Annotated in this window: 15 protein-coding genes; 10 read left to right on the forward strand and 5 right to left on the reverse strand. The window is 51.1% G+C overall.

All coding sequences use genetic code 11. The features are described 5' to 3' along the window. Positions 1-348 precede the first annotated feature (348 nt). The 3 genes from WCY20_RS06310 to WCY20_RS06320 are packed head-to-tail and all read right to left on the reverse strand — an operon-like array spanning position 349 to position 3,024. Positions 349-1,632 carry a sugar MFS transporter gene (locus WCY20_RS06310; RefSeq protein WP_345977902.1) on the reverse strand — a complete coding sequence of 428 codons (1,284 nt, stop codon included), beginning with the start codon at positions 1,630-1,632 and terminating at the stop codon, positions 349-351. Positions 1,633-1,638: 6 nt separating this feature from the next. Then, positions 1,639-2,469, reverse strand: coding sequence for an HAD-IIB family hydrolase (locus WCY20_RS06315; RefSeq protein ID WP_345977904.1), 831 nt, complete (start codon positions 2,467-2,469; stop codon positions 1,639-1,641). Positions 2,470-2,478: 9 nt separating this feature from the next. Continuing rightward, a complete protein-coding gene (locus WCY20_RS06320) occupies positions 2,479-3,024 on the reverse strand; it encodes a hypothetical protein (protein ID WP_345977905.1) in 546 nt (181 codons plus the stop codon). A gap of 161 nt (positions 3,025-3,185) precedes the next feature. On the opposite strand from WCY20_RS06320, the gene WCY20_RS06325 reads away from it, so the two are divergent. Further along, positions 3,186-4,523, forward strand: coding sequence for a sodium:alanine symporter family protein (locus WCY20_RS06325; RefSeq protein ID WP_345977907.1), 1,338 nt, complete (start codon positions 3,186-3,188; stop codon positions 4,521-4,523). Positions 4,524-4,578: 55 nt separating this feature from the next. On the opposite strand, the gene WCY20_RS06330 is transcribed toward WCY20_RS06325, so the two are convergent. Next, positions 4,579-6,282, reverse strand: coding sequence for a cation:proton antiporter (locus WCY20_RS06330; RefSeq protein WP_345977908.1), 1,704 nt, complete (start codon positions 6,280-6,282; stop codon positions 4,579-4,581). A gap of 234 nt (positions 6,283-6,516) precedes the next feature. Here WCY20_RS06330 and WCY20_RS06335 point away from each other — a divergent pair, with 234 nt between their 5' ends. The 6 genes from WCY20_RS06335 (at position 6,517) to WCY20_RS06360 (ending at position 14,015) form a co-directional block, all read left to right on the forward strand. Further along, the gene (locus tag WCY20_RS06335; protein WP_345977910.1) at positions 6,517-6,789 is read left to right on the forward strand and encodes a hypothetical protein; all 273 of its coding nucleotides are present in this window, start codon (positions 6,517-6,519) and stop codon (positions 6,787-6,789) included. 163 nt (positions 6,790-6,952) lie between these two features. Beyond that, positions 6,953-7,606 (forward strand): carbonic anhydrase, encoded by a 654-nt coding sequence (locus WCY20_RS06340; RefSeq protein ID WP_345977911.1) that lies wholly within the window; start codon positions 6,953-6,955, stop codon positions 7,604-7,606. Further along, a complete protein-coding gene (locus tag WCY20_RS06345; protein WP_345977913.1) occupies positions 7,596-9,161 on the forward strand; it encodes a SulP family inorganic anion transporter in 1,566 nt (521 codons plus the stop codon). The genes WCY20_RS06340 and WCY20_RS06345 overlap by 11 nt, the downstream gene beginning before the upstream one ends. A 90-nt stretch (positions 9,162-9,251) precedes the next feature. After that, positions 9,252-9,782 (forward strand): hypothetical protein, encoded by a 531-nt coding sequence (locus WCY20_RS06350; protein ID WP_345977915.1) that lies wholly within the window; start codon positions 9,252-9,254, stop codon positions 9,780-9,782. A 286-nt stretch (positions 9,783-10,068) separates the two neighbouring features. Next, entirely contained in the window at positions 10,069-10,827 is a 759-nt protein-coding gene (locus WCY20_RS06355; protein ID WP_345977917.1) for a phosphatase PAP2 family protein, read from the forward strand. A gap of 137 nt (positions 10,828-10,964) precedes the next feature. Further along, positions 10,965-14,015, forward strand: coding sequence for a hypothetical protein (locus WCY20_RS06360; RefSeq protein ID WP_345977919.1), 3,051 nt, complete (start codon positions 10,965-10,967; stop codon positions 14,013-14,015). A 25-nt stretch (positions 14,016-14,040) separates the two neighbouring features. Here the strand turns inward: WCY20_RS06360 and WCY20_RS06365 are convergent, their stop codons facing one another. Next, the gene (locus WCY20_RS06365) at positions 14,041-14,328 is read right to left on the reverse strand and encodes a hypothetical protein (protein WP_345977921.1); all 288 of its coding nucleotides are present in this window, start codon (positions 14,326-14,328) and stop codon (positions 14,041-14,043) included. A gap of 446 nt (positions 14,329-14,774) precedes the next feature. On the opposite strand from WCY20_RS06365, the gene WCY20_RS06370 reads away from it, so the two are divergent. From WCY20_RS06370 to WCY20_RS06380, 3 genes are read left to right on the forward strand one after another with little or no spacing between them, the layout of a single operon-like run. Then, positions 14,775-15,230, forward strand: coding sequence for a hypothetical protein (locus WCY20_RS06370; RefSeq protein ID WP_345977923.1), 456 nt, complete (start codon positions 14,775-14,777; stop codon positions 15,228-15,230). A 12-nt stretch (positions 15,231-15,242) separates the two neighbouring features. Next, positions 15,243-15,842, forward strand: coding sequence for a hypothetical protein (locus WCY20_RS06375; RefSeq protein WP_345977925.1), 600 nt, complete (start codon positions 15,243-15,245; stop codon positions 15,840-15,842). After that, positions 15,800-16,435 carry a hypothetical protein gene (locus WCY20_RS06380; RefSeq protein ID WP_345977927.1) on the forward strand — a complete coding sequence of 212 codons (636 nt, stop codon included), beginning with the start codon at positions 15,800-15,802 and terminating at the stop codon, positions 16,433-16,435. Before WCY20_RS06375 ends, WCY20_RS06380 begins: the two co-directional genes overlap by 43 nt. The last annotated feature ends 3 nt before the right edge of the window (positions 16,436-16,438 follow it).

Genomic DNA, 16,438 nt, shown 5'->3' on the forward strand with positions numbered 1-16,438 from the left:
ATCGTGGCATCTGCAGAGCTGACTGCAAGGAGTGGACTTGCGTTAAAAAAATCACTCTGTTTGAGCGTAGCGAGTTAGGGATTTTTAGGAAGGGAACGAATGGAAGGAAGGCAGTCGACAAGCAGCCTTCGGTGGTCGCATAGCGACAACACCTTTGGTTTCGAACCTATAAAAGCCAAGCAGTTGGCTTTTACTTTACGGTTCTCACCTCGAAGCCGTCACGAGAGCTTATTTGTTACTTTTTTTGCGGCAAAAAAAAGTAAGAGTGTATGCGATAAAAACACTTACTTCCTCTCAAAAACAGCAGTCAGAAGTTTCAAGATTATTATCTAAATTAGCTGTAGCTTTTTAGCGTTGCCAGCGCTTGATCTTATGCCCTTTGAGGGCGTAGAAGAAGATGAAGAGGTAGCACGGCAGGGTGACGGCATAGGCGAACTGCATGTCGCCGCCGAGCTCTGTCGCCTGACCGAAGACCAGGGGGATCAGTGCCCCGCCGGCGATGCTCATGATGAGCAGGGCACTCCCCTGGGCGGTGAATTTCCCAAGGCCTTGAAGCGCAAGGGGCCAGATGGCGGGCCAGACCAGGGCATGCGAGAGCCCGAGCAGCGCCACCAGTGCGACCGGGTCGGGAATGGTGGCGATACCGCTCCAGCCCCACAGTACATTAGAGATGGCGCTGCTCTCGGAAGAGCTGAAAAGCAGGGCGACAATGGTCAGTGTTCCTCCGACAGCGGAGTAGATCAGTGCTCTCTCCTGGCTCAGATATTTGGGAATGGCAGCGACACCGACGAGATAACCCATCACCATGAAAACCATCGTGTAGGAGGTGAGTGCGGTGAAGTTGGCGACGCCCAGGGTCTGCCCGAAGAGGCCGATCGTGTCACCCGCGACGACCTCGACACCGACGTAGGCGAAGAGTGCCACGGCGCCGAGAACGACCTGGGGGTAGTGAAAGATATGTGTTTTCGCTTCATCTTCCTCTGCCTCGTTGAACTCGATCTCGGGCAGGGAGGAGAAGAGGACCAGGAAGATAAGACCGGTCAGGATCGCCGCCATGACAAGGTAGGGGACGATCAGCTTGGAAGCCAGCAGCTCTATCTCGGCGCCGGAGAGCACTTCTTTCGAAAAGAGGCTCAGGTCGCTGAAGATCAGCGCGGTGAAGACCAGCGGTGCGATGATGCCGGCTCCCTTGTTGACCACCCCCATGATGCTGATACGCATCGCCGCGCTCTCGGTCGGACCGATCAGGACGATGTAGGGGTTCGATGCCGTCTGCAGGATGGTCAGCCCGCTGCCGAGGGTGAAGAGCGCCGCCAAAAAGATGAGGAAGTCGGCGCTGAAGGCGGCAGGGATGAAAAGCAGGGCACCGACGGCCATGATGCCCAGGCCGATCGCCATCCCCTTTTTATAGCCTGTTTTGGTCAGAATAAAGGACATCGGGTAGGCCATCGTTGTGTAGGCGATGTAGAAGGCGAAGGTGACAAAAAGGGCCTGGAAGTCGTTAAGGTCGCAGATGACCTTCAGAAAGGGGATCAGCGAGCCGTTAAGCCAGGTGACAAAACCGAAGATAAAGAAGAGGGTGCCGATGATCAGCATCGGAATCAGGCTGGATTGTTTTACGTCTGCAGGCATGTGTTCTCACTTCATTGTTGATTTCAGGTAGTGTGCCACGGCATCCTCGTCGTTGCTGTGTGGCAGGACGGTCTTGGCGACGGCCTTGGTCTCTGCGAGCGCGTTGGCCACCGCTGCCGACATCCCGGCAAGCCTGAACATCCCGATATCGTTGATGCTGTCGCCGAAAACGGTGACATCCTCGAGCGGACGGCCGAGAACGTCGCACACCTTTTTGAGGGCATGGGCCTTGTCGCCGAGGGGGTGAAGGATGGTGAGGAAGTAGTCGCCGGTGTAGTTCTCCGGAGAGAGTTTGAAGTGGAAGGTGTCACCGTAGATCCCTTTTAGGTGTTCGGTCAGGGCGACCAGCCGCTCTTTTGAGGCCATATAGACCACCTTGAAGGTCCGCTCTTTGGCAACGATATGGTCAAACTCCCTCAGACTGATATCGTCCCTGTAGTTGAGAAGCACCTTCTCCTGCGTGGGTGTTTTTGTGCGGGGAAAGTCGAAGCTCTCGTCGAGGTTGTCGTTTTTGAGGCCGATGACAAAGGGGTGGATGTTGTCGAAGCGGATCGCTTCGGCGATGAGATCGTTCGCAGCGGCGGTGTCGATAAACTTGGCGTCAATGATCTTTCGTTCGGGTGTCGCGATCAGCGTGCCGTCAAGCAGGATCATCGGGGCGTTGAAGGTCAGGCCGGGAAGGTATTTCATGGCGGCGTAGAAACTTCTGGCGGTGGCGATGGAAAGGGTGGACTCCTTCGCTTTGGCGTTCCAGATCTTTCGGGTAAAGTCGCTGACGCTCAGGTCGCTTCTTAAGAAGGTGTGGTCGAGGTCGGTGATGTAGACCTTGTTCATCATTTTTCCAAATTACTGCGCCGCATTGAGAGCCAGCTGGCCCATCTTTTTGAGCTTCTCCAGCATGTCTTCGCCGGCCTCAAGTGTTTGTTTCAGTTCGTTCAGGAAGTACTCTTTTGTCCTCTCGTCCGCCATGTTGAACGTGTAGAGGACCCATTCGATGTTGAGCGGGATGGCTTCACCCTCTTTCTGTAGTACAAAACTGCGATAGAGGTTGATATCGCTTTGTGAAAGCAGTGCAAGCGTTTGTCTGTAAAAATCATTGACCTCATAATCGATAAGCGATTCAAGCTCCTCTGCCGGAATGCTGGCATCAATCTCTTCCATGCCCCTTTGGCCGACAATGAGTGCATTGCCGAGTATGAGCTGTTCGCCGAGGAAAAAAGGCTCTTTTTTCTGTGAAAGTGCATTGGCATCACTGTAGATGATGTGCTGATTGAGCGTAGGGAGTTCGTCAATGAGTATGGAGTTGAAAAAACTGTAGACCGTGTTGGCCTTCATCTCGATCTCGATCGCTTCGATCTCTTTTGTCTCGGGGTTGATTGTCAGTGCTTTCAAGTGATGCCGTCCTCTGTAAAAAGTAGTAGTGAATCATAGCACAGGCTCACCACCAAAGCCCATTAGAACTGCCTTGAAGCCGTTGAAGATGAGCATAAATTATAAAATAGGTATAATAATTTCACATAAACCGGGGTATGAGACCCGTAAACAGGAATGATATGGAAGCGATATATGCGATGATAGGTGCCGTTAACGGTTTTGTCTGGGGGCCGGTGATGCTGGTGCTCATCCTTGGGACCGGGCTCTATCTCTCTTTGGGGCTTCATTTTCTACCTGTACGTTTGATCCCTGAGGGGTTTAGACTCATCTGGCAGGGGCGAAAAGAGGAGAGGGATGAGGGCGAGATATCGCCGTTCAATGCCCTGATGACCTCGCTCTCGGCGACGATAGGAACCGGTAATATCGCCGGTGTCGCAACCGCGATCTTCATGGGCGGTCCGGGTGCGATGTTCTGGATGTGGGTGGCCGCGCTGCTGGGAATGGCGACCAAGTACGCCGAAGCTGTACTGGCGGTCAACTATCGTGAAGTCGATGAAAAGGGCAACCACGTCGGCGGCCCGATGTTCTATATCAAGAACGGTCTGGGCGAAAAGTGGAAATGGCTGGGCGTTCTTTTTGCAGTGTTTGCATCGGTCGCCGGGTTCGGCATCGGAAACACTATTCAGGCTAACTCCGTCTCAGATGTCATGGAGTCCTCATTCGGAATCCCTGAACTTTATACCGGCATTGTGCTCTCTATCCTGGTGGGACTGGTGCTTATCGGCGGGATCAAACGTATTGCCCATGTTGCCGGCGCGGTTGTCCCCTTCATGGCCATCGCTTACTTTGCAAGCGGTCTGCTGATCCTGCTGCTTAACCTCACTGCGATCCCCGAAGCCCTCGTGCTGATCGTAACCTCTGCCTTTACCCCGACAGCGGCGGCCGGCGGCTTTGCGGGCGCAAGCGTCTGGGCGGCACTTCAGTTCGGTGTGGCGCGCGGCATCTTCTCCAACGAGGCTGGGCTGGGCTCGGCTCCGATCGCACACGCCGCGGCAAAGACTGACTCTCCGGTAAGGCAGGGACTTGTCGCGATGATGGGGACTTTTATCGACACCATCATCATCTGTACGATCACGGGGCTGGCCATCGTGCTTTCGGGTGCCTACCTCTCCGGTGAGAGCGGTGCCGCACTTTCGATGCTTGCCTTCTCTACAGTTTTGCCGTATGGCGGTGAATATGTGGTGACGCTGGGACTCATCGTCTTCGCTTTCACGACCCTGGTGGGGTGGAGTTTTTACGGTGAAAAGAGCGTCTATTTTCTTTTTGGCCAAAAAGCGATCATCCCTTTTAGACTGCTCTGGATACTCGTCATCCCCGTAGGATCGGTGATGAACCTGAAATTCATCTGGCTGATGGCGGACACACTCAATGCCCTGATGGCGGTGCCGAACCTCATAGCATTGGCACTGCTCAGTCCGGTGGTCTTTATGCTGACAAAAGAGTATTTTCAGAAATAGAAGAACCTCTCATATTTCTCCTGAGTGTTATAAACATGAAGACGTAACTGTTGGCTTATTCATCCTGTGATTCGAGGATGCTGTAGTCATCTTTTCGGAGTGCGGCCAGAAGATCTGTGACTTTTTCTTCTGGCACGTTCATCGCCATCAGTGTTTCGGCACCCATTCTCAGACTCCCCTCCATCGCTTCGGGCATGGCCCAGTTCGCGCCGTTCTTGATGAGCAGCTTCTTCGTCTTCATATCTTTGGCACGGGCAAAGACTTTTACTCCCGGATAGGTGTTTTTGATATGAGAAACGACCCGGATGGCGTGCAACGGTGTATCTACTGTGACCACGACCAGCTTTGATTTGGCAAGTTTGATCGCCCCGATGAAGTCGGCGTCGCTCATATCCCCATAATAGACAGGCTTGCCTTTACGGCGTTCTGCGGCGACCGTTTCGTAGTCGCTGTCGTAGGCGATATAGGGGATCTGGCTTCCTTCGAGAATGTTGCCTATCATCTGGCCGACCCGCCCGTACCCGGCGATGACCACCCCTTCAAACTTCTCATCTTCGGGAAGTTCACCTCCGATCGGATCACTCACTCCCTGGGCACTGGAAACGAACAGCTCGCCTACCTTGATAGAGAAAGGGGTCAAGAGCATTGTGATTGAGATCACAGCGATGCCAACGGCAAAGACCTCTGCACCGATCACCCCCAGTGCCAGGGCGGCGCTGAAGAGGACAAAGCCAAATTCTCCGCTCTGTGCGAGAAGAAAGGAGATCTGAACGGCATTGTTCCTGCTGTGGCCGAACACCAGGGCAAGAATAAAGAGTACTACGATCTTGAAAAGCATGATCAAAAAAACATGCTGCGCGATGATGGCGGGGTGATCCAGAACGATGTCCAGGTCAAGGGACATTCCCACCGCTACAAAAAAGAGGCTCATCAAGGCCCCCTTATAGGGTTCGATGTGGGCCGCGATCTGGAGGCTGTATTTGGAGTCAGAGAGTGTCATCCCCATTAAAAATGCCCCCAGTGCCATAGAAAGTCCCGAATACTCCATCGACCAGGCGGCGAAGACCACCGAAAACATTACGGTGAAGACGAAAGCTTCTTTGTTGTGGTCTTTGGCAAAACGTTCGAGCAGAAACGGTACAAAATATTTGCCGATGACGAACACGGAAGCGATCATCCCCAGGACAAAGAGCAGCTGTTTCCAGAACGAAACACTCTCCAGTGGTGTTCCGCTTCCGGAGAGCAGCGGGACGACGGCCAGCAGCGGAACAACGGCCAGATCCTGCATCAGCAGCACCGCAAAGGCGCTGCTGCCGTAGCGGCTGGCTATTTCGCCGCGCTCCTGGAGTATCTGGATTACAAATGCCGTTGAAGAGAGGGCCAGCGTCAGACCGATCAGGAAGGCGACGCCGGGTGTAAGCGGCATCACAAAAGAGAGATACACCCCGATAACTGCTCCCGAAAGGAGGATCTGCAGACTCCCGAACCCGAAAACGTCTCTTCGCATGGTCCAAAGTTTGCTGGGCTTCATCTCCAGTCCGATCAAAAAGAGCAGCAGTACCACCCCGATCTCTGCGAAGTGGCGTAGGGTCCCTACTTCACTGGTCAGGTAAGGTCCAGGAGTATAGGGGCCTACGATCACCCCGGCCACCAGAAGTCCCAGGATAGAACCCAGTCCCAGTTTTTTTGAGAGCCCAACAGTCAAGGAGACGATGAACAATAAAAAGAGTGTGGAGAAAAGGAGTGCTTCAATGCCCATGACAACTCGCTGATGTGATAGATGCTATATTGTAACACTAAAAAGGAACGATGTAAGATTTTACTTCTCTCTCATCGCAGTCTTTAGATCTGAGGGGAATGGGATGCCGTATATATGTATCCCGGCAGCTGCCATGGCTGTGCCCGAAGAATCTTACGGAGACAGCAAAAAACCAGGGGATAAAGATACCGGCCGTTAACTTTGGCAGGCTACCATTTCGCTATGAAATATTTGATGATAATCATGCTTGTATTTGCCATGAGTTTCTCTGCACTTGGAAGTTCTATGCTTGCCGATGGCGAACTGCCTGTCACGCAGTCAGTTGAAATGGTCATAGACGCTTCAGAGTCGTGTGATGCGGAAGAACCCAACCCATCCGACGAGTCCAAGCATTTTGTCGTCAGACCCCAGTATTTCGATAAAGATGTACTCTCCTCTTTTCAGCGTGTCTCATTTCACTATTCGAATGAGGAAAAACTCGCACTGAATAAACCGCCGCAACACTAAACTCACCGCATAATTCTTTAACGTTCCGAAGATACCGTATCTGCTGATGCCACTGCGTGCAAGGCACATTACATCTTGATTTCAGTCAAAGATGTACAGAGTATTGATCGGACGATCACATATAAAACACTATATAAAATACTATTTTAAAAGGTAGATACCAATGATAAAAAAAAGCAGTCTGCTTGTGGGCAATGAGATGTTCAAAAAAAGTTATTTTAAAAAACACGAAAAAGAGTTGATGGACCTGGTCGAACACGGGCAAAATCCCAGTGCGCTCTTTATAGGGTGCGCCGATTCCAGGGTCATCCCCAATCTTATTACGCAGACCGAACCTGGAGAGCTCTTTGTACTGAGAAATGTGGGCAATTTTGTCGCTCCCTACAACCCGGATGAAGATTACCATTCGACCGCGGCGGGGATCGAATACGCGGTCACCGCGCTGGAGGTCTCGGAGATCATTATCTGCGGCCATACACATTGCGGTGCCATCGCCTCTCTCTACAGCGAAATTGACGAGAAACCCTTCATCCATACAAAGAAATGGCTCACATTGGGCAGCAAGGCAAAGGCGCTATCGATCCTGGCACTGGGAAAGACGGCCCCGAAAGAGGAGCTACTGCGGCTCACCGAAAAGCTCTCCGTCGTCTCTCAGATCGAAAATCTTCTCACCTATCCTTATGTCAAGCAGCGGCTTGACGAAGGAAATCTGCATATTCACGGCTGGATTTATGACATGGAGAGCGGTGCTATCGAGTATTACGACCCGGACGAGTATGCTTTCAAGTCGCTCAGCGAGGTGAAAAATGATCAATAGCGTTTTCAAGGAGATCAAGAGCGATCTTCCGGCGAGTATCATTGTCTTTTTCGTCGCCTTGCCGCTGTGCCTTGGGATTGCACTGGCCTCGGGTGCGCCGCTTTTTTCGGGCATCATCGCCGGTATCGTCGGCGGTATTGTCGTCGGCATGGCGAGCGGTTCGCGACTCGGCGTCAGCGGTCCGGCTGCAGGGCTCGCGGTCATTGTCTTCGGCGGGATCGCGACTCTGGGTTCATGGGAGGCATTTCTGGCAGCACTGGTACTGGCAGGCCTTTTCCAGATCGCGATGGGGTATATGAAGGCGGGGTTTATCGCCTACTTCTTCCCGACATCGGTCATTACGGGGCTGTTGACGGGTATCGGTCTGCTGATCATCCTGAAACAGATCCCCCATGCACTCGGCTACGATACGAGTTTCCTCGGAGACGAGGCCTTTCTGCAGGCAGGCGGCGAGAACACTTTTACTGCCATTTCCACTGCATTTCAGCTCTTCACTCCTGGCGCCATCATCATCTCTCTGGCCTCTTTGGCGATCCTGATCCTCTGGGAGAAGGTATTGACAAAAAAGAGCCGTCTTTTCGAGATCCTTCAGGGACCGATCGTTGTCGTCTTTTTCGGGATCGCGATGAACTATATGTTCCAAAACGGATGGCTGGATTTCACACTGACACCGGAGCAGATTGTTACGCTGCCGGTCGTCTCGAGTCTGGGCGAATTCATCAGCCAGTTCAGTTTCCCGGATTTCTCGCAGCTGAGCAATCCTGAGGTATACAAGATCGCCGTGGTGCTGGCCATCGTGGCAAGTCTGGAGACGCTGCTCTCCGTCGAGGCGGCGGACAAACTCGACCCACATAAACGGGTGACCCCGACCAACCGTGAGCTTAAGGCGCAGGGGCTGGGCAATATGGTCTCGGGAATGATCGGAGGGCTGCCGATCACGCAGGTGGTGGTCCGAAGTTCTGCCAACATCTCCTTCGGGGCAAAAACAAAACTTTCGACGATAATGCACGGCTTTTTTCTGCTGATCAGCGTTGTATCCATCGCCTCGCTGCTGAACATGATTCCGCTGGCATCGCTTTCGGCCATTTTGTTCATGGTTGGCTACAAACTGGCAAAACCTTCTCTGTTCAAGTGGATGTACCGTCAGGGGTGGGAGCAGTTCATCCCGTTCACAGTGACGATCGTGATGATGCTGGTAACAGACCTGTTGACCGGGGTGCTTTTCGGTCTGGTCGCCAGCATTATCTTCACGCTGCACCACAGTTACCGCAACTCCTACTATATGAAAGATATCGTGACCAACGATGAGGGGCGGGATGTCCACCATATCGTACTGGCGGAGGAGGTCTCCTTTTTCAATAAAGCGAGCATCATCAAGACACTCGAGGCGATTCCCGAAAACGCGAAAGTGATCATTGACTGTTCAAAATCCAAGGCGATCGCCTACGATGTGGTGGAGTTTATACGTGACTACCCTCTGCAGGCGGCAGTCAAAAACATCACGGTCGAAACGGTTAACTATATTCCGCCGGAGGTGAAAGTTCAGAGAGGGTAGAGAAGAGAACCATCCGCTGAAGAGCAATTGCTTTTGCTCTGTTTATCATAGTGGAGTATGATTAAAGACAATCTACTTTAGGAGAAAAAGATGTATAGACGTATTCTGATCGCAACCGTGCTTGTTTCCACCCTGGTCGCCGGAAGCGCAATGGCATGCAGCCAGGGCGGCAACGCTTCTTGCGGCGAAGGCAAACAGAGCCATGGTATGAAGGGCCAGGGACAGCATGGTGAAGGGAAAAGACATTTTGTCCGAAAGGTAATCGCGGCCGTGAGCAAAAGCGGTATAAACAGCGAGCAGGCAGAGAAGGTGACCGACGCTATCAACGCTTTCAAGCAGGAGAAGATGGAGATCATGATGGTGCGTTCCATGCCGCTTGACGCTTTCAAAGGAAACGCTTTCGACAAGAAGGTATTCCGAGAGATCATGCTGAGTACACCCGAAGCGATTATCAATGCCAAAGCGAAATTATTTGAAGATATCTACGCCATCCTCGACAAAGAGCAACGTAAGGTATTTACACGCGAATTTACTGCTCATATGGTCGAAAAGAAGATCAAAGAGAACATGATCAAGGGGCATATGCTTCCGAACAAAGGTCGCGGCGGCAGCTGCAGATAGAGAACGGACAGCGTGCTTTCGGCTTGTTGAAGTTCGCATAAACAGAATCCGGCAATTTCAAAGGTCCTCTCCACTACCAGGTTAAAATAGATCACAACGGCAACGTTGTGATCCTCTTCATTCTCAAAACAAGATAATCATCCTTGGCTGCACATAAAAATCCCCAACAGAGTATTTGGAAAATAACAAAAATACTATCGTTTCAGGTAAGAACACGCTTTATGTTCACGCTGTCAGCATAACATCGAGACGTATTTGATTATAATAGTTCTTGTAAGGAAGTGTGATGCTCAAAATCCTACCGATCTGTATCGTTTCTATTTTGCTGTATAGCGGGTGCTCAACGCACGGTTCGTACTGGCCGGGCGGGGAGCGGTGGCGCGAAGCGGCGCTGAATGCGGCGACAGATCCGGTGACGTGGATTCCGGCAGCGGGTGCCGTGGCTGTTGCTGCGGGGGGCTTTGATGATAAGATATCCGACTGGGCGCGGGAAGAGGCACCTGTTTTTGGATCGGAAAAGAGAGCTAACGAGATGAGCGATGATTTCCGGGATTATGCGCGTTACGGGATGCTGGCCACCACGTTTATGGTTTATGACGGGGAAGAGTACTGGCTGCCGCTGGCCGAGCGTATCGTGGTCGAGTATGCCGGGGTGGTCGCCACGGATCGCGTGACAGGATGGCTTAAAAAGAAGAGCGAACGGGAACGTCCCAACGGGACCAATACGCGGAGTTTTCCTTCGGGCCACAGCTCGGCGGCTTTCGCCTATGCGGCGATGGCCAACCGCAATATCGACCGGCTGCCGCTGACACAGGGGTGGAAATACGCCGCACAGACGGTCGAAACCTCATTTGCCGTTCTGACCGCGTGGGCGCGCGTCGAAGCGGGGGCACATTACCCCTCTGATGTTCTTGCCGGTGCCGCACTGGGCAACTTCATTTCCCTACTGCTGCACGATGCCTTCCTTGGTAAGGAGAGTACGCTCCGCATCCGGACAGATACACAGGGAGGAGATACGCTACTGGTCCTTGAGAAAGCGTTTTAATGCAACACCGGCCTTTCAGATGAGACGACTTTCATCTTGAGTCTGTTTCTGCATGACTTGCCGCGCTTGAGAGAGCATCAAGATGCATTTGAATATAATTGTCCTTATCAGTCTTAAAAGTACGTAAAGGTTTTTTTATGAAGTGGTTCGGAATTGTTCTCTCTGTTTTATTGGTGCTGTTGATCGCCCTCTACACGCTGCTCTTCACCCCGTTTGGCAACGGCATCCTCAAGCCTGTTTTGCAAGAGAGGCTCAACACCTCATTGAATGCAGAGGCGGTCATCGAGACTTTTGCGCTTGATATGAGCAGTTTTGAAATCAAAATTGCACTGACCCCTTCTAATGTCATTGCCGCTTCCGGAACCTATTCGCCTTTTTCACAAGCTGTTGATGCTGTTTACACTATAGCTTTTGAAAAGATGAATGAACTGGAAACGCTGCTGCAGCGCCGTTCTCAGGGCAAGATCCATATCAGTGGTACGGCAAAAGGTGATGCCGATGTGATGAAAATAGCCGGAGAGAGCGACATTGCCTCTTCACAGACCCGTTATGACGTCACGCTGAAATCGTTTAATCCGGCAGCGGTCATCGCGACGATTGATAATGCCAGACTTGATGAGCTGCTGGCCCTGGCAGGCGAAAAGGCTTATGCCGATGCCAGGGTCTCGTTGCAGACGGAGATCAAAGGTGTCGATGTTAACAATTTTGACGGTGATATCAGTTTTCTGGTCAAAAACGGCAAAGTCGACAGAGCACTGATGCGCCGTGACTTCAACATTACGCTGCCTCAGACCCGCTTTGGTGTCAAGGTGGTCGCCAAACTCAAAGGTGACGCGGTTGACTACAGTGCTGTAGCCGACTCAAATCTCCTCACGCTCAACTCGGGGGGCAACGTCATTGTACAACCGATGAAGATGGATCTGGACTATGACCTCGATATCAAAGAGCTTGCCTTGCTCCGTCCTCTGACGAATGCACCTTTGCGCGGCGCTTTTGCCACGAAGGGAAATGTAAAAGGGGATGAAGCCGCACTGAACATTCTGGGCAAAAGCGATATCGCCGGAAGTGACAGCCGTTACGACATTACACTGTCGCATTTCAAACCCTCTAAAGTGTTGGCCACTGTCAAAAATGCAAAACTCTCGAAGCTGCTCTACCTTGCCGGTGAAGAGAAGTATGCCGAGGCCGATGTAAACCTCAACGTGGACCTCTCAGATCTTGACCCGCAAAATCTGCAAGGCAGTGCAAAACTCGATGTCAGCAGCGGTACAGTTTTTCCTAAAACAATGAAAAAAGCGTATAGTATAGCACTGCCGAAAACGGATTTCAATACCCGCTTCAGCGCCGATCTGAAAGGTAAAGAGATCGATTATACCCTTGCGCTGCTCTCCAATCTGGCGCAGATCAATTCAAAAGGTTCTTTTGAACCGGGCACGATGAAAAGCGATATCGCCTATGATCTCAACATCAAAGAATTGGCGCTTTTCAAACCGCTGACCAAGGCACCGCTTCGCGGTCCTTTTGCGACAGCCGGCCAGATCAGAGGCGACAAGGAAGCGATGCAGATCAAAGGGCATTCGGACATCGCGGCAAGTCAGACAACGTATGACATCGCTCTTAAAGCGATGCAGCCGTCAAAACTTCAGGCACAGATCAAAAACGCCCGTTTGGAAAAACTCATCTTTATGGCCGGTGAGCCTGCCTTTGCGAACGGCGAACTTAATGTTGATATTGCATTGGATGAGCTGGACCCTGACGATCTGCAGGGAAATGTAAAAGCCACTGTTTCAAAAGCCTCGTTTAGCGAGAAAGTGCTCAAAAACAGCTATAAGATTGACCTGCCGAAAACAGCGTTCTCCAGCGACATATCGGCAAAACTTGCAGGCAAAGATATTGCGTATACGGCTGCATTTGTATCAGACCTTGCGAAGATCGACTCAAAAGGGAATATTCAGCCCAAGACCATGGCGATGGACCTTGATCTGAAGCTGGCAATAGCGAAGCTTGAACTCCTCAAACCGATTACCAACGCACCGTTGCGCGGCCCATTTTCGCTTTCAACAACAGCTAAAGGGGATGAAAAATCACTCACGGTTGAAGGCAAAGCCAAGATCGCCGGAGCCGATGCCGGTTTTAATGCGAGACTGGAGTCCTTTGCACCGCGAACACTCAAAGCCAAGATCGCCGACATGCAGCTGGCAAAGATCCTCTATATGACAGAACAGCTTCACTATGCAGACGGCCTTCTGAATGTCGATGTCAATATCGATGATGCGCGTCAAGGGAAGCTTTCAGGAAAGATACTCAGCAGTGTTACAAAGGGCAGGGTGGACACCAAAACGGTCGAAAAGGCATTTGAATTTACGGCGATGCCGAAAACGACATTTACAGCCAAGACCGTATCGGTGCTCTCAAAGAACCGTATTGACACCAAGATCGATGTGGCGTCAAACCTGGCAGGTCTAAAGGTCAAGCGGGCGCGTTTTGATGTGGAAAAAGGGTCGTTGCACGCAGATTACAGGGCAGAGATACCTGACGTGGACAAGCTCTACTTTGCGACGCAGCGGCATCTCAAAGGTGCCGTGACCGCAACCGGTGAACTTTCCAAAGCAAAAGACCTTGATTTTAGCGCGCACTCCAAACTGTTCGGCGGCCGTATTGATGCGAAGCTGCATAATGATGACTTCCATGCCGACATGACAAAACTTAACACCCTGGGCGTGCTCAAAATGCTGATCTACCCTGAGATATTCGACTCGAACCTTGACGGCAAGCTCGATTACAATCTGGCGAAAAAGAGCGGCACGTTCCATGCAAAGACGAGAAACGGGCACTTTACAAAGAACCAGATGCTGGACCTGGTCAAACAGTACGGTAAGAAGGATCTCTATAAAGAGAACTTTGTCTCGACTTTCAACAGCCGTATCAGAGAGGAACATATCTATACCGACCTGGATATGCGTTCAAACAAGTCCTCGATCACCGGTAAAAACGTCTATCTCAACTCAAAGACCAAACAGATCAAGGCCAAGCTCGACATCAATGCTAACAATAACCCGCTGAAAGTGGAGCTCAAAGGCAGTGCAGAGCGGCCGAAAGTGACGATCGATGCGTCAAAACTCATCGAAAAAGAGCTCAAGAAAGAGGCCGGCAAAAAGATAAACAAGCTGCTCAAAGGACTCTTCTAGGAAAAGCTTACACGGCTTAGCTGCGCTACCTCTGCCTGCGCAAAGCGTGGCGGCGCCCTCTCTCATTGCGGATATGATGCTTTCTACAGTGATGTTTTTTGAGACGGTGTTTCGGGTAAATATAGGTTACATCACGGGGACGGGCATAGGTGTATGTCGTGTTGTCCCGGCGATAATGGTGCATCTCTGCAATTGATGCAACAAGGACACCGGCACCAACCCCCGGCGCTACGTTCTGTTTACGTTCACTACAGGCAAATGCCTGCGTCGCCATCAAAAGACTTGCCGCCAATAAGATTCCAGTTGCTTTCATAACAGCCTCCCTGTCTAAAAATATAAAAAACTATACGTATTGATCGTGGGTCCATTGTGGAGAAGAACGGATTTTAATGCGGCATCGTTACCCCGGTGTAATCATCCGGAACAGCTTTTGTAATACGGCCCGGCTATGATCTGAAAACGCCAATAAAAAGAGTCTTTATGTACAGACTGTTTAAAAAATTCGACGACCTTTTCTTCAAATTTATCAATCTCGATTACGAAGAGTGTACCTTTACGCACAAGATGCGTTGAAAACACGCTCTCATCTCCCCCAAGTCAGAGCGGACCTTTCTCGCCTCTTGATCAGCTCTCTTTGTATCCGGAAGCCGGCCTCAGTAAGACAATAAAAATGGATTAAAAAATCAATTTACTTTGTCAGCTTATTTCCATAGAGAAAAAAGTTGCTATCATTTCGCACTTAACTTATGGAGAAAGACCATGACTGAAAATGAGATTCTTATCGACAAAGCCTGCAAGCTCTGGCACGCATGGTTCAAAGATGAGGAGCATGACTACTCGGAGCGCGAAGATTCGGATGTTGAATACTTTATAGGGGTGCTTCTCTACAACCAGTTCGCCTTTGAGAAGGCCCTTTCAACGATGAAGACGATGGATGTCGCATATGATTTTATCCAGGCGTGTGAAGAGAGCTACGATGAGGTGCGCGAGATATTGGCGCAACTGAAGGTGCATGATGATGCCGAGGCGCTGGAGATCCTGCAGCAGCATATACGAAAGTCGATCGACAAATACCGCGTAGGCGGCGACCTTTACCTTCTTAACCGCCTGGCCGGCCATATCAATACACTCGAAGGGATCTACAATGAAGAGATCCGGGCGGATGAGGTTGACTTTGAGCGGCTCGCGACACAGAGCACACATATATATAAATAGGCAGAGAAAATTATGTTAAACCCAAATACAGAACTTCCCCAGAACCTACAGGATCTGGTCGAAAGACTCTCCTATGTCCAGGCGATCCCCCTTGGAACGACACAGAGTATCCCTTTTATCGCAGTCAAGCTCTCGGATGAAAACGAGAAATATCTGGCCGATAATGCCATCACCTGCGAGTTTAAACCTTCCATCTTCAATATCAGCTATAAAGGGGAGAACATCGCGCTTTGCTATGTTCAGTTCCGTCTGAACGGCTCCGATGAGCATATCTATACGGCCAGCTATGACCTGAAAAACGACAAGCAGTATAGCGATTGTTATGATCTGCTGGCAATGAAACAGTACGGCCTGCTGGTGCTGACCAATAACAGCCATGACTTTCTGCAGTTCGATGCCAATATCGAACTCGATTTTAACCCGCAGGCGATGATCCACGGTGCGCGTGAGCAGGGAACGGAATATGAGCCGCTGCTCTTCAGCGAGGTCTCCTACGGTCTTTCCATGCAGGGTGAAACGCCTGCCGCACTTTGGCGCTTTTTGGAACAGGTGGCGCCGTTGGATAAAAAATGGTACGCGTCGATGCAGCTGGGTGCGACCAAAGAAGCGTGATGGGGATCTTTTCCGGACTCTTTCGCTCCAAACGCAGCATCCCTGTTGAAAACAGCTTTGAGAAGATGCCGATCTTTCATCAGCTCCTGCAGTTCCCGTTCCCCCTTGACTGGCCGCTTGAACCTCTTTACCGCGAGCTTGAAGAGGGGAGATTCGTGATTGAGTTTTCCGCTGCCGGCCAGAGCCGTGAAAACTGGCAGGACAAGCTGATCATTCAGGGCTTCAACAATGCGAACGACGATGTCGATATGAATGCGCGCATGCTCTTGAAAATGATGAAAGAGGAGATGCGTGCTTTGAACGAAGAGAGCTTCTATTATGAAGAGCTCTATTCAGACACGGTGCTCACCAGAGAGAAGATGGCGGTGCTGATGGGGCTCAAAGAACTGCCAGATGACAAAAGCAGGGGGCAGTTCGGCCTCTACATGGTCCTGGAGGGTGAACATGACATCTACATTGTTCAGCGTTCATGGAAAGGGAGAACAGATGAAAAAGAGGGCTATGTCATGACTCGCGCAGAGCTTGACGCATGGCTTGCCGATTTTAAAAAGATAGAGCTGCTCGATAAGAGCGCACTGCCGGAAGGCATGTAGCCC

Origin of the sequence: Sulfurimonas sp. HSL3-7 (assembly GCF_039645985.1) — a bacterium.
GTDB lineage: Bacteria > Campylobacterota > Campylobacteria > Campylobacterales > Sulfurimonadaceae > Sulfonitrofixus > Sulfonitrofixus jiaomeiensis.

Excerpts from the sequence above, each read along its gene's own strand:
- WCY20_RS06310 (WP_345977902.1), bottom strand. The coding sequence starts at position 1,632 with ATGCCTGCAGACGTAAAACAATCCAGCCTGATTCCGATGCTGATCATC.
- WCY20_RS06315 (WP_345977904.1), bottom strand. The coding sequence starts at position 2,469 with ATGATGAACAAGGTCTACATCACCGACCTCGACCACACCTTCTTAAGA.
- WCY20_RS06325 (WP_345977907.1), top strand. The coding sequence starts at position 3,186 with ATGGAAGCGATATATGCGATGATAGGTGCCGTTAACGGTTTTGTCTGG.
- WCY20_RS06330 (WP_345977908.1), bottom strand. The coding sequence starts at position 6,282 with ATGGGCATTGAAGCACTCCTTTTCTCCACACTCTTTTTATTGTTCATC.
- WCY20_RS06335 (WP_345977910.1), top strand. The coding sequence starts at position 6,517 with ATGATAATCATGCTTGTATTTGCCATGAGTTTCTCTGCACTTGGAAGT.
- WCY20_RS06340 (WP_345977911.1), top strand. The coding sequence starts at position 6,953 with ATGATAAAAAAAAGCAGTCTGCTTGTGGGCAATGAGATGTTCAAAAAA.
- WCY20_RS06345 (WP_345977913.1), top strand. The coding sequence starts at position 7,596 with ATGATCAATAGCGTTTTCAAGGAGATCAAGAGCGATCTTCCGGCGAGT.
- WCY20_RS06350 (WP_345977915.1), top strand. The coding sequence starts at position 9,252 with ATGTATAGACGTATTCTGATCGCAACCGTGCTTGTTTCCACCCTGGTC.
- WCY20_RS06355 (WP_345977917.1), top strand. The coding sequence starts at position 10,069 with ATGCTCAAAATCCTACCGATCTGTATCGTTTCTATTTTGCTGTATAGC.
- WCY20_RS06360 (WP_345977919.1), top strand. The coding sequence starts at position 10,965 with ATGAAGTGGTTCGGAATTGTTCTCTCTGTTTTATTGGTGCTGTTGATC.
- WCY20_RS06365 (WP_345977921.1), bottom strand. The coding sequence starts at position 14,328 with ATGAAAGCAACTGGAATCTTATTGGCGGCAAGTCTTTTGATGGCGACG.
- WCY20_RS06370 (WP_345977923.1), top strand. The coding sequence starts at position 14,775 with ATGACTGAAAATGAGATTCTTATCGACAAAGCCTGCAAGCTCTGGCAC.
- WCY20_RS06375 (WP_345977925.1), top strand. The coding sequence starts at position 15,243 with ATGTTAAACCCAAATACAGAACTTCCCCAGAACCTACAGGATCTGGTC.
- WCY20_RS06380 (WP_345977927.1), top strand. The coding sequence starts at position 15,800 with ATGGTACGCGTCGATGCAGCTGGGTGCGACCAAAGAAGCGTGATGGGG.